At 63.9% G+C, this 12868-nt stretch carries 13 protein-coding genes; 9 read left to right on the forward strand and 4 right to left on the reverse strand.

The window, feature by feature from the left end; translation table 11 throughout:
* From AC4FAH_RS08370 to AC4FAH_RS08395, 6 genes are all read left to right on the forward strand, one after another.
* A partial coding sequence (locus AC4FAH_RS08370) for an ACT domain-containing protein (protein ID WP_490245891.1) occupies nucleotides 1-566 on the forward strand: 566 nt, incomplete at its 5' end.
* A 195-nt stretch (nucleotides 567-761) separates the two neighbouring features.
* Nucleotides 762-1961: a succinyldiaminopimelate transaminase gene (gene dapC, locus AC4FAH_RS08375; protein ID WP_225347345.1), complete on the forward strand. Its 1200-nt coding sequence runs from the start codon at nucleotides 762-764 to the stop codon at nucleotides 1959-1961.
* A gap of 39 nt (nucleotides 1962-2000) precedes the next feature.
* Nucleotides 2001-2402 carry an ArsC family reductase gene (locus tag AC4FAH_RS08380; RefSeq protein WP_318833295.1) on the forward strand — a complete coding sequence of 134 codons (402 nt, stop codon included), beginning with the start codon at nucleotides 2001-2003 and terminating at the stop codon, nucleotides 2400-2402.
* 40 nt (nucleotides 2403-2442) lie between these two features.
* A complete protein-coding gene (dapD, locus tag AC4FAH_RS08385) occupies nucleotides 2443-3468 on the forward strand; it encodes a 2,3,4,5-tetrahydropyridine-2,6-dicarboxylate N-succinyltransferase (RefSeq protein ID WP_225347346.1) in 1026 nt (341 codons plus the stop codon).
* A 161-nt stretch (nucleotides 3469-3629) separates the two neighbouring features.
* The gene (gene dapE, locus AC4FAH_RS08390; protein ID WP_052384460.1) at nucleotides 3630-4826 is read left to right on the forward strand and encodes a succinyl-diaminopimelate desuccinylase; all 1197 of its coding nucleotides are present in this window, start codon (nucleotides 3630-3632) and stop codon (nucleotides 4824-4826) included.
* Nucleotides 4823-5236 (forward strand): hypothetical protein, encoded by a 414-nt coding sequence (locus tag AC4FAH_RS08395; RefSeq protein ID WP_043333036.1) that lies wholly within the window; start codon nucleotides 4823-4825, stop codon nucleotides 5234-5236. The genes dapE and AC4FAH_RS08395 overlap by 4 nt, the downstream gene beginning before the upstream one ends.
* 95 nt (nucleotides 5237-5331) lie before the next feature.
* On the opposite strand, the gene AC4FAH_RS08400 is transcribed toward AC4FAH_RS08395, so the two are convergent.
* Complete coding sequence (locus AC4FAH_RS08400) at nucleotides 5332-5796, reverse strand: cold-shock protein (protein ID WP_043333039.1); 465 nt, start codon at nucleotides 5794-5796, stop codon at nucleotides 5332-5334.
* 596 nt (nucleotides 5797-6392) lie between these two features.
* Between AC4FAH_RS08400 and AC4FAH_RS08405 the strand changes: the two genes are divergently transcribed.
* Entirely contained in the window at nucleotides 6393-6644 is a 252-nt protein-coding gene (locus AC4FAH_RS08405; protein ID WP_225347348.1) for a SlyX family protein, read from the forward strand.
* A gap of 190 nt (nucleotides 6645-6834) precedes the next feature.
* Here the strand turns inward: AC4FAH_RS08405 and trxB are convergent, their stop codons facing one another.
* Nucleotides 6835-7791, reverse strand: coding sequence for a thioredoxin-disulfide reductase (gene trxB, locus AC4FAH_RS08410; RefSeq protein WP_043333042.1), 957 nt, complete (start codon nucleotides 7789-7791; stop codon nucleotides 6835-6837).
* Nucleotides 7792-7802: 11 nt separating this feature from the next.
* Here trxB and AC4FAH_RS08415 point away from each other — a divergent pair, with 11 nt between their 5' ends.
* Complete coding sequence (locus AC4FAH_RS08415) at nucleotides 7803-8036, forward strand: hypothetical protein (protein WP_225347349.1); 234 nt, start codon at nucleotides 7803-7805, stop codon at nucleotides 8034-8036.
* 225 nt (nucleotides 8037-8261) lie between these two features.
* On the opposite strand, the gene AC4FAH_RS08420 is transcribed toward AC4FAH_RS08415, so the two are convergent.
* On the reverse strand, nucleotides 8262-8864 hold the full coding sequence (locus tag AC4FAH_RS08420) for a peroxiredoxin (protein ID WP_043333044.1): 603 nt from the start codon (nucleotides 8862-8864) through the stop codon (nucleotides 8262-8264).
* Between the two features lie 284 nt (nucleotides 8865-9148).
* Complete coding sequence (locus AC4FAH_RS08425; RefSeq protein WP_216060559.1) at nucleotides 9149-9514, reverse strand: zinc ribbon domain-containing protein; 366 nt, start codon at nucleotides 9512-9514, stop codon at nucleotides 9149-9151.
* A 377-nt stretch (nucleotides 9515-9891) separates the two neighbouring features.
* Here AC4FAH_RS08425 and acnA point away from each other — a divergent pair, with 377 nt between their 5' ends.
* A complete protein-coding gene (gene acnA, locus AC4FAH_RS08430) occupies nucleotides 9892-12651 on the forward strand; it encodes an aconitate hydratase AcnA (protein ID WP_043333046.1) in 2760 nt (919 codons plus the stop codon).
* Nucleotides 12652-12868: the final 217 nt, after the last annotated feature.

Raw genomic sequence — 12868 nt, forward strand, 5'->3', positions numbered from 1 at the left:
GCGGCACCAAGGTCTTCATCCACACTCGCTCGGTGGACAACCTGTTCGCGGCCACCGCCGCGGCGCTGGAGCAGCTGGGGCTCTCGATCCACGATGCGCGCATCGCCACCTCGAGCCACAACTGGACGCTCAACACCTTCATCCTGCTCGACGATGACGGTGAACCGATCCGCGACGCCGCACGTCTGGCCGATATCCGTACCCATCTGGTCGAAGAGCTGGATGACCCGGATGACTACTCGGTGATCGTCAATCGCCATACGCCGCGCCAGCTCAAGCACTTCCGCATCGCGCCGCGCATCACGCTGAGTCAGGACTACACCAACGGCCGCAGCGTGCTGGAAGTGATCGCCTCGGACCGCCCGGGCCTGCTGGCGCGCATCGGCCGCGTGTTCATGGAGCACGAGATCGCCATCGATGCCGCCAAGATCGCCACCCTCGGCGAGCGCGTCGAGGATATCTTCTTCATCACCGACCGCGCCGGTGAACCCATCACCGACCCCGAGCGCCAGACACGCCTGCGTGACGCCCTCACCGAAGTCCTCGAGGTCGGCGAGCGCGGCTGAGACGCGCGACGGCGCGTGACGGCACGTGACGAGAGTACAGAGGAAAAGCGCCGGCCGGCACCCCGCGATTGAGGGGACCGGCCGGCTTCCCTATAATCGCGAGTCGACCTGCATGGCAGTCCGGTGACTCGCGGACGCCTTCCTCCCTGCTCGGCCGGCAGCCTGGCTGCCACGGCCATCACCCATGGAACGTGCATGAACCCGGATCTCGACCAGCTCAAGCCCTACCCGTTTGAAACCCTGGCCAAGCTGCGCGAGGGCGTCGTGCCCAATCCCGCCCTGGACCCGATTGCACTGACCATCGGCGAACCGCGTCATGCGCCACCCGAGTTCGTGCTCGACACCCTGCGCGAGCACATCATGGGCGTGGCCAAGTACCCCGCCACCGGCGGTCTGGGGGAATTGCGCCAGGCGATCGCCGACTGGCTCGCGAAGCGCTTCTCGCTCAACGTCACGCCGGATATCGACCAGCAGGTCCTGCCGGTCACCGGCACCCGCGAGGCACTGTTCGCCTTCATCCAGGCCTCGCTGGACAGCACGCGTCCGGCGCGCGTGCTGGTGCCGAACCCCTTCTATCAGATCTACGAAGGCGCGACGCTGCTGGCCGGCGGCGAGGTCACCTACCTGCCCTGCCCCGCCGAGAATGGCTCCCGCCCCGACTACGCGGCAGTGCCGGCCGAGGTATGGCGTGATACCCAGATCGTCTTCGTCTGCTCGCCGGGCAATCCCACCGGCGCCGTGACACCGCTGGAGGACTTCCAGCAGCTGATTCGCCTCGCCGACGAGCACGACTTCCTGATCGCCTCCGATGAGTGCTACTCGGAGCTCTATCTCGACGAGTCGACGCCACCGCCGGGCCTGCTGCAGGCCTGTGCCGCCATGGGCCGCGATGACTACGCGCGCTGCGTGGTCTTCCACTCGCTGTCCAAGCGCTCCAACCTGCCGGGCCTGCGCTCCGGCTTCGTGGCCGGCGATGGCGAGGTGATCCGTCGCTTCCGTCACTACCGCACCTATCACGGCTGCGCGATGCCGCTGCATCACCAACACGCCTCCATCGCCGCCTGGAATGATGAAGCCCACGTGCTGGCCAATCGCGATGCCTACCGCGAGAAGTTTGCCGCCGTGACCGAAATCCTCGCACCGGTGATGGACTTCCCGACCCCGGAAGCCAGCTTCTACCTGTATCCCGCCGTGCCCGGCGGTGACGACGCCGCCTTCACCCGCGAGCTGCTGCGTGAAGAGGCGGTCGGCGTGCTGCCGGCAAGCTACATGGCGCGCGAGGTGGACGGCGTGAATCCGGGCGCCGGACGCATTCGTCTGGCGCTGGTGGCCGAACTGGAACAGACCGTCGAAGCCGCCCAGCGCCTGCGTCGCTTCGTCGAACGCCTGCGCTGAGCGCCAGGCCTGCACGGGCTGACAGCAGCCCAACACTGGATGACAGCCCCGCCCGGCGGGGTGGATTGGCTCAAGGAGACCGCCATGCACGTGCTCTACGGCATCAAGACCTGTGATACCTGCCGCAAGGCGCGCCGCGCCCTCGACGACCGGGGCGTTCCCTATCGCTGGCATGACCTGCGTGAGGATGGCCTCTCCGCCAGCCTGCTGGAATCCTGGCTGGAGCAGACCGCCTGGAGCAGCCTGCTCAACAAGCGCAGCACCAGCTGGCGCAACCTGAGCGATGAACAACGTGACAGCCTCGATGCCAATTCGGCACGTGCATTGATGCTGGAGCACCCGACCCTGATCAAGCGTCCCATTCTCGAGCGTCATCCCGCCGACAATGAGATGGATCTGGTGATCGGCTATGACAAGGCGGTCTACGAACCGCAGGACTGAGTTACCCCTTACACCACTGGACACCCCGGAGATTGACACGATGTTGAGCCTTGCCCTCGGAATCGGCACCCAGAACACCACCGGCGACTGGCTGGAAGTCTACTATCCTGCCCCGCTGTTCAAGCCGACCGCTGCCGTTGCTGACGCCGCTCGCAAGGCACTGGACGCACCGGCTGGCACCACCGCCACCAGCTTCCTGCCGGAACACTGCGCCGCCCTGGCAAGCGCCCTGCGCGACGCCGGTGACAACGCCCAGGCCGAACTGGCCGAGAGCCTGGCCGCCAGCCAGCGCCCGCTGGTCGCCATGTTCATCGAGGAAGACGCCGCCCCGCAGAGCGTGCCGGAGGTCTACCTCAAGCTGCACCTGCTGTCTCACCGCATGGTGCGTCCGCACGGCATCGACCTGACCGGCATGTTCGGTCTGCTCAAGAATGTCGCCTGGACCAGCGAAGGCGCCATCGACATCGAAGAGCTGCCGGCGCGGCGCCTCAAGGCCCGTCTGGAAGGGCGCACCCTGTCCGTGGACTGCGTCGACAAGTTCCCGAAGATGACCGACTACGTGGTGCCGACCGGCATTCGTATCGCCGATACCGCACGCGTGCGTCTGGGCGCCTACCTGGGCGAAGGCACCACCGTGATGCACGAAGGCTTCTGCAACTTCAATGCCGGCACCGAAGGCCCGGGCATGATCGAAGGCCGCATCTCCGCGGGCGTCTTCGTCGGCAAGGGTTCTGATCTGGGCGGCGGTTGCTCCACCATGGGCACCCTGTCCGGTGGCGGCAACATCGTCATCAAGGTCGGTGAAGGCTGCCTGATCGGCGCCAATGCCGGTATCGGCATCCCGCTGGGCGATCGCTGCACCGTGGAAGCTGGCCTCTACATCACCGCCGGCACCAAGGTCATGGTCTTCGACAACGAAGGCCAGGAAGTCGAGACGGTCGCGGCCCGTGAGCTGGCGAGCCAGGACGACCTGCTGCTGCGTCGCAACTCCGTCACCGGCCGTGTCGAGTGCCGCACCAACAAGAGCGCCATCGCGCTCAACGATGCCCTGCACGCCCACAACTGAGGCGCGTGACGATGGCCTGTCAGGGGCTGCACCTCTGGCAGGCCGTCGTGGCATTTCCCGGCTCGGGCAGCAGTGCCCGGGCCGGCGTGAAGACACTTCGTCTCTCCCCCCGAATTTCGCGCTGTCGCTCCTCGCGATGACGCCTGCAGCGATGGCCCATGATGACTGATTCAAACGCACCGCTTCCGCCACGCCCCGCCGATCTGTCTCCGACGCTGGAGCTGGCCTTCGATCTCATCTCACGCCCCTCGGTCACGCCGGACGACCTGGACTGCCAGACCCTGATGATCGAACGCCTCGAGGCGCTGGGCTTCACCATCACGCGGCTGCCCTTCGGCGATGTCGACAACTTCTGGGCGGTGCGCGGCCATCATGGTCCGGTGCTGGCCTTCGCCGGCCACACCGATGTCGTGCCGACGGGCCCGGAAGCCAACTGGCAGTATCCGCCGTTCTCGCCGTGCATCGACGATGCCGGCTTCTTGTGTGGCCGCGGCGCCGCCGACATGAAGGGTTCTCTGGCCGCGATGCTGACCGCCACCGAGCGCTTCGTGACCGCCAACCCGGACCACGAAGGTCGCATCGCCTTCTTGATCACCTCCGACGAGGAAGGCCCGGCGGTTCACGGCACCCGTGCGGTGGTCGAGTATCTGCGCGAGCATCACGAGCGCCTCGACTACTGCATCGTCGGCGAACCGTCCTCCACCGATTACGCCGGTGACGTGATCAAGAATGGCCGTCGCGGCTCGCTGGGTGCGGTCATGCACGTCAAGGGCATCCAGGGCCATGTGGCCTACCCGCATCTGGCGCGCAACCCGATCCACGAAGCCGCCCCGGCGCTGGCCGCCCTGGCCGCCGAGCATTGGGACAACGGCAACGACTTCTTCCCGGCGACCAGCTTCCAGATCTCCAACATCCGTGGCGGTACCGGCGCGACCAACGTCATCCCCGGCGAGCTGGAAGTGGTCTTCAACTTCCGCTATTCCACCGAGCTGACCGCCGATGACCTCAAGCGTCGCACCTATGAGATCCTCGAGAAGCACGGTCTGGACGTCGAGATCGAGTGGAACCTGAGCGGCGAGCCCTTCCTGACGCCGGAAGGCGCGCTGGTCGATGCCGCCGTGCACGGCGTGGAACGTGCGCTGGGCCGCAAGCCGGTGCTGTCCACCTCCGGCGGCACCTCCGATGGTCGCTTCATCGCCACGCTCGGCACTCAGGTCGTCGAGCTGGGGCCGGTCAACGCGACCATCCACAAGATCGATGAACGCGTCATGGCCAGCGATCTGGACCGACTCTCCAGCGCCTACGAGCACATCCTGGAATACCTGTTTGTCCCCGCGACCCAAGAGACCACGGCATGAGCGACACCCCGCACAATGACGCCGATGAGCAGTACCCGGACATCGAGATCTATCTCAAGCCCTTGAGCCTGGAGGCGCTGGGCGCCTGGCTGGGCGAGCAGTTCGGTCAGGTCGTCGTCTTCCAGCCGGCCGGCAAGCTGCAGCACCGTACGCGCCTCACGCGTGATGGCGCCGAGATCGCGGTGCTGGTGGTCGAGAAGGTCGCCGATGGCTTCGCCAGCCTGTGGTTCGACAGCGCCAGTACCCCCTGGGCGCGCGATGTCGACTGCGCACGCGCCGCCGCCCGGGCCCTGCAGGTCGAGACGCGCTGCTCGCTGGGCAGCTGGCAGCCCGGTGATGAGCCGGACCGCTTCTTCCGTGTCATGGCCGACGGCAGCGAAGAGGCCTTCACCTGGCCGGACAAGGGCTGAGTGACCCGCCTCTTCTGGTGACAAGTCCATGAAACGACAACGCCCCGCAGGCTAGCCTGCGGGGCGTTGTCGTCTTTCACTGAGCGAGTCAGCGATCAGGTGATGACCGTCACGTCATCCGCCTGCAGGCCACGCTCATTGCTGATGACGTGGTAACGCACTTTCTGACCTTCGGCCAAGGTACGGTGGCCCTTGCCACGAATGGCACGGAAGTGAACGAAGACATCTTCACCACTTTCACGGGTCACGAAACCGTAGCCCTTGTTGACGTTGAACCACTTGACCTCGCCGATCTCACGATCGTCGTCCTCGACTTCAGCCAGTACTGCAGAGCGCGGAGACAGCACCGGAATGGCAAGCGTCGCGATCAACAGCAGGATGAACACGGCCGCGACGGCAGCCGCGTACGCCAGCTCGAAGCCCTCGACGCTAAGCGCCTGGCTCAGGGTGTCGGCCAGCTGGCCGCCGGTCAGGGTGATGAAGACAGCAATCAGCAACGGTGCCGGCAGTGCCAGCAGCAGGCTGATGATGAAACAACGGAAGAACGTCTTGGAACTCATCAAGATAAACTCTCTAGGTAATGGGTGGAGGTGTAACGCGAGGGCAGAAATGAGTGCTTCGGATGATCCCTATCAGAATGTTCTGCCCTTGATCGCAATGGACAGCGCCTGACCGCACGACAGGGTTACAGCAGCTATCGTCAGTCGGGAAACTGCCTGAATGCAGCGCCTCACGGCGGTGCCCGTCACCATCACTGATACACGCGAAGATGCCGGTGCATCGCTCTGGTGACGTCGTGGCTCGTGATGCAGGTAACTCCACATCAGTCGATGGAACCGGCCCTGTCAATGACGCGCGAAGCGCAGGCAATCGAAGGCCGTCAATGGGTGCGATATACGAAAAATAAGTCAATCGCACTGTCAACAGTCTATCACGCCTCTTCCTGATGCGTCTGAGGCAACTCAGTGACAATCCTTCAACACTTTGCGGTAATTCGACAACGATCCAGGCAACGACCGCAGCGATGATTCGGCGTGCCATCGCTCAGAAATCGTGGCAGGAGTCGTGGCAGGAGTTGTCATCCATCGCCGGCCACCTCACCCTCTTCCCCCACTGCCCACGCGGACCATTCCCTCACCCTCTGGAGCCCAGATGCATGACAACCTCGACTGATCCCGGCCTGGAAGCCCGACTGGAAGCACTGGAATCGCGCCTCGCGCATCAGGATGACTGGCTCGAGACCCTCGATCGCACCGTCATCACCCAGCAGCGTCAGATAGAGACCCTCGAGCGCCTCACCGCGCTGATGGCCAGCCAGCTACGCACCCTGCGCGACCAGCAAGGCGATGCAGACTCGACAGCACCTTTCAGTGCGCAGCCACACGACGAGCTGCCGCCCCATTACTGAGCTGTCAGCAGCACTCAGCTCTCTCGGCGCAGACCAGGCAGGGCCCTGAACGCAGACCGGCCCCGCAGCGAGGCTGCGGGGCCGGTCGGGCAGTGCTGAATCAGACTTTCTCGAATCAGACAGTGCCGAATCAGACACTCTCGACACAGGTCGTGTCGACATGGATCGTGTCGAAATGGACAGGGCGATCTCAGGCGATGAGGCCGTCCAGATAACGCTCGGCATCCAGCGCCGCCATGCAGCCGGTACCGGCAGAGGTGATCGCCTGACGGTAGACGTGGTCCATCACATCGCCACAGGCATAGACGCCGGGGATGCTGGTCTGGGTGGCATTGCCTTCCAGACCGGACTGGACCTTGAGATAGCCGCCCTGCATGTCGAGCTGGCCTTCGAACAGGCTGGTATTCGGACGGTGGCCGATGGCGATGAACACGCCCATCGAGCTCAACTCCTTGGTGGCGCCGCTTTCGACATGACGCAGACGCACGCCGGTGACACCGGAGTTGTCGCCCAGCACTTCGTCGAGGGTGTGGTGCCATTCGACCGCCATGTTGCCGTTCTCGACCTTGTCGAACAGCTTGTCCTGCAGGATCTTCTCGGCACGCAGGCTGTCGCGGCGATGCACCAGCGTGACCTTGGAGGCGATGTTGGACAGGTACAGCGCTTCCTCGACAGCGGTGTTGCCGCCACCGACCACCACGACTTCCTGATTGCGATAGAAGAAGCCATCGCAGGTCGCACAGGCCGAGACGCCCTGGCCCATGAACTGCTGCTCACTCGGCAGGCCCAGATACTGCGCGCTGGCGCCGGTGGCGATGATCAGGGCGTCACAGCTGTAGCTGCCGTTGTCACCCTTGAGCAGGAACGGACGCTCGCCGAGGGTCACTTCGTTGATGTGGTCGAACAGGACTTCGGTCTCGAAGCGCTCGGCGTGACGGCGCATGCGCTCCATCAGCTCCGGCCCCTGCACGCCAGCATCGTCGCCGGGCCAGTTGTCGACGTCGGTGGTAGTGGTCAGCTGACCACCCATCTGCATGCCGGTGATCAGGAGCGGCTTGAGATTGGCACGTGCAGCGTAGACGGCAGCGGTGTAACCCGCCGGGCCGGAACCGAGAATGATCAGACGTTCGTGACGGACATTGCTCATGGATGACCTCAGTGACAGATGAAGGCGGAGGATTTCACCAGCAGCAATGGCGGCTGCTGGCGATCAATGTACTGAACGATACCGACAGCGCTGCAGACGGCGCATGCGATCGACATGGTTCAGGACACGGCATGATGGATCCGGGCCGGCCGGCGCCCGTGCAGGCTTCCCGCTGGAAGCACTTGTACTCGCTGGCTGACTGGCTCGCCGGGCTGGTTGAGGCGAACAAGGACTGCGCAGAGTAGCGCAGACGCCGCCAGCTTTCAGCACCGGACTCAGACCGGCATCGCAGAAGCTTATGCTCAAGCACACCCCCGCAGGATGGCATTGCCCAGATGCGCGGAAGCCGCCGCCAGGGGCGACGGCTTCCGGTTCGCCTACCTCTCGAGACACTCATTACCGAAGGTTCGAAAGGCAGTCGCGGGATCAGTCAGCGCGAACGCGTGAGCTGATCTCGTCCAGGCAGCGACTTACAGGCTGCTGGAGTGGCCTGCCAGGTACTTGGCAACACCTTCAGCGGTGTCCTTCATACCTTCCTGACCTTCTTCCCAGCCTGCCGGGCAGACTTCGCCGTTGGTCTGGTGGAACTGCAGGGCCTTGACCATGCGGACCATCTCATCGACGTTACGGCCCAGCGGCAGGTTGTTGACGACCTGGTGCTGAACGACACCGTCTTCGTCGATCAGGAAGGAAGCGCGCAGAGCGACGCCAGCTTCCGGATGCTCGATGCCGTATGCCTGGGTGACTTCGTGCTTGACGTCAGCCACGATCGGGAAGCCGACTTCACCGATGCCGCCAGCGTCCGGAGAGGTCTTGCGCCATGCGTGGTGAGTGAACTGGGAATCGATGGACACACCGATGACTTCGACGCCGAGTTCCTTGAACTTCGCCAGACGGTTGTCGTGGGCGATGATTTCAGACGGGCAAACGAAGGTGAAGTCCAGCGGCCAGAAGAACAGCACGCGCAGCTTGCCGTTGGAATCAGACAGCTTGTAGTTGTCGACGATGGTACCGTCGCCCAGCACTGCTGCGGCTTCGAAATCCGGGGCCTGACGTCCGACCAATACGCTCATGGTGATCTCCTGAGGAATAATGATGATAAAGGCAGCGGACCGCCTTTGTGATGAATCGCCACACAGACTAATCGCCACGTGTGGCAGATGCCAAATGTTTGCTGCAATCACCACCATAGAGATTGCCTATGGCAGCTCGATGACGCCAACAGCGGGTGTCGGGATCATAAGTGACCTTGGCTGCAGAATACAGCATCTACCGCGCCCTGCCCTGCAAGCCTGTCACTTTGCGTCACTGATGCCTGTCGGCGCCGGTGCCAGCGTGCCGCGCAGGTGAGATGCCGTCACAGCACGTCGTCATCCTGGCCGATATCCAGCCCTTCGAGCTCACCGCTGACCGGGTCGACCTGCTGGCGCACCTGGATCGGCTGACAGCAACGCTCGCAGTCGATGATGTTGGTCAGACTGCCCTCGTCCAGATCCAGGAACACCGTGAAGGGCGTGTCGCAGTAGGGGCAGTTGATTTCCGCCTCATGCAGCGCCTCATTGACCGCTCCTTCCTGCTTGTCTTCCAGCAACTCATGGCCCGGCCATTCATCGGACTGCCCCGAGGAATGCTCCGCCAGCCACTGCTCGACCGCCGCATCCAGAACCTCATCATCTTCCGGCAGCTCGCCGGACTCGCTCGGCCTGCGCCCTTGTTCGTTCATGACAGCCTCCGTTGTGCCTGATGGTGAACGCGACGGACGTTGCGAGTGGCACCGTCTGGGGTGCCACCGTCTTGGATGTCACCGTTTCGGATACCCCTGTCTCGGATACTTTAGGGGCCGCATTCACGCCGCGCGAGAGTCGTGGCGGCAATCTCTATGGCAGCGAACGCGACGCAGGGTTCCTTGCTTCACACTATCCTCGATGATGGTGTGCGCTTGAATTCCTGTCACATGATGACCATAGCCTTATGTAGGCAACCATCCGCGACCTGGCAGTCGCTCTCGCGACGCGTCGCATCCGGCCGAGGTACCTGACGCGCCTGTTGAACGACACTTCAGCAGTCTGGCCGGTGAAGACAACGACAAGGAGGAGAATCATGGGTTCCCAGCGCTCTCAGTCACTGGATTCGCTTGACACCCTCTCCGAGCTGGAAGTCGGAGACAAGCGCTATCACTACTACTCGCTCAAGAAGGCGGCCGACACGCTTGGCGACCTGACGCGACTGCCCTTCACGCTCAAGGTGCTGCTGGAGAATCAGCTGCGCTTCGAGGACGGTGAAACCGCGACCAAGGAAGACATCAAGGCACTGGCCGACTGGCAGAAGACCGCCTCCAGCACCCACGAGATCGGCTATCGTCCGGCGCGCGTGCTGATGCAGGATTTCACCGGCGTGCCCGGGGTGGTCGACCTGGCCTCCATGCGTGACGCCGTCAAGAAGCTCGGCGCCGACCCCGAGAAGGTCAATCCGCTGACCCCGGTGGACCTGGTCATCGACCACTCGGTGATGGTGGACCACTACGGCGATCCGAGCGCCTTCAAGGACAACGTGCGCATCGAGATGGAGCGTAACCGCGAACGTTACGAGTTCCTGCGTTGGGGCCAGCAGGCCTTCGACAACTTCTCCGTCGTCCCGCCGGGCACCGGTATCTGCCACCAGGTGAACCTGGAATATCTCGGCCGCGCCGTCTTCACCCGCGAGGAAGATGGCAAGACCTTCGCCTACCCCGACACCCTGGTCGGCACCGACTCCCACACCACCATGATCAACGGCCTCGGCGTACTCGGCTGGGGTGTCGGCGGTATCGAGGCGGAAGCCGCGATGCTCGGCCAGCCGGTCTCGATGCTGATTCCGGAAGTGGTCGGCTTCAAGCTGACCGGCAAGCTCAACGAAGGCATCACCGCGACTGACCTGGTGCTGACCGTCACCCAGATGCTGAGAAGCCGTGGCGTGGTCGGCAAGTTCGTCGAGTTCTACGGTGATGGCCTGGATGACCTGCCGCTGGCCGACCGCGCGACCATCGCCAACATGGCGCCGGAGTATGGCGCTACCTGCGGCTTCTTCCCGCTGGATGACGAGACGCTCAACTACATGCGTCTGTCCGGTCGCTCCGATGAGCAGGTCGCGCTGGTCGAGGCCTATGCCAAGGAGCAGGGCCTGTGGCGCGAGCCGGGCCACGAGCCGGTCTTCTCCGATACGCTCGAGCTGGACATGACCGAGGTCGTCGCCTCCCTCGCCGGCCCCAAGCGCCCGCAGGACCGCGTCGCCCTCACCGACATCAAGCAGACCTTCGAGAAGATTCTCGGCGATCAGCTGGGCGAAGTGCCGGACATCGAGGACGGCAAGTGGCTGTCCGAGGGTGGCCAGACCGCCGTCGATGTCGAGCAGAGCTACGACAAGCAGAGCGAGGTGAAGAACGGCGATTACAGCGAGCTGAATGGCGAGACCTTCCGCCTCGATCACGGTGATGTCGTCATCGCCGCCATCACCTCCTGCACCAACACCTCCAACCCCAGCGTGATGCTGGCGGCAGGCCTGGTGGCGCGCAAGGCACGCGAGAAAGGCCTGAGCAGCAAGCCGTGGGTCAAGACCTCACTGGCGCCGGGCTCCAAGGTCGTCACCGACTACCTGGCGACTGCCGGCGTGCAGGATGACCTCAACGAGCTGGGCTTCAACCTGGTCGGCTATGGCTGCACCACCTGTATCGGCAACTCCGGCCCGCTGCCGGAACCGGTCGAGGACGCCATCAATACGCGTGACCTGACGGTCGCCTCGGTGCTGTCGGGCAACCGCAACTTCGAGGGTCGCGTGCATCCCAACGTGCGTACCAACTGGCTGGCGTCGCCGCCCCTGGTGGTCGCCTATGCCCTCGCCGGCACCGTGCGGGTCGACCTTTCCAAGGAGCCGCTGGGCAAGGACACCGACGGCAATGACGTCTTCCTCAAGGACATCTGGCCGAGTCAGGCCGAGATCGCCGAGGCCGTCGAGCAGGTGCGTACCGAGATGTATCGCAAGGAGTACGCCGAGGTCTTCGACGGTGACGAGACCTGGCAGGCCATCGACGTGCCGCAAGCCGAAGTGTATGAGTGGAAGGACTCCACCTACATCCAGCATCCGCCGTTCTTCGAAGGCATGCAGCGTGAGCCGGAAGCCGTTCAGGATGTCGAGAATGCCCGCGTGCTGGCGATGCTCGGCGACTCGGTGACCACTGACCACATCTCTCCGGCCGGTGCCATCAAACCGGACAGCCCGGCGGGTCGCTACCTCAAGGAGAACGGGGTCGAGGTCAAGGACTTCAACTCCTACGGCTCACGTCGCGGCAACCACGAAGTGATGATGCGCGGCACCTTCGCCAACGTGCGTATCCGCAACGAGATGCTCGATGGCGTCGAGGGCGGCGAGACCCGCCACGTGCCGTCCGGCGAGCAGATGGCCATCTACGATGCCGCCATGAAGTACGCCGAGGAAGGCACGCCGCTGGTGGTCGTCGCCGGCAAGGAGTATGGCACTGGCTCCTCACGTGACTGGGCCGCCAAGGGCACCCTGCTGCTGGGCGTGCGCGCGGTGATCGCCGAGTCCTACGAGCGTATCCACCGCTCCAACCTGATCGGCATGGGCGTGGTGCCTCTGCAGTTCCCGCAAGGCGAGAGCCGCCAGTCGCTGGGGCTGACCGGTGATGAGGAAATCAGCATCAGCGGCCTGAATGACCTGACGGCCGGCGGCAAGGTCCAGGTCACCTTCAAGAGCGACAAGGGTGAGCAGAAGATCGAGGCGCTGTGCCGCATCGATACCGACAACGAGCTGGAGTACTACCGTCACGGCGGCATCCTCCACTACGTGCTGCGCGGCATGCTGTAACCCGCCAGCCGCTCACCGCAGCGCTGACTGCAACACAAAAGCCCCCGCAGGCATTGCCTGCGGGGGCTTCTTCATTGACGCACTCTGTTTCATGCAACCTGTTTCATGCAATCTGCTTCATGCGCTCACTAGCGGCGCCGATGCAATCAGAACGCCTTGCGGCGGTAGGCGCGGTAACGCGGCTGCCAGAAGTTCTTCTCGATGTTGGCCTGGATGA

Source organism: Cobetia sp., from assembly GCF_983723665.1.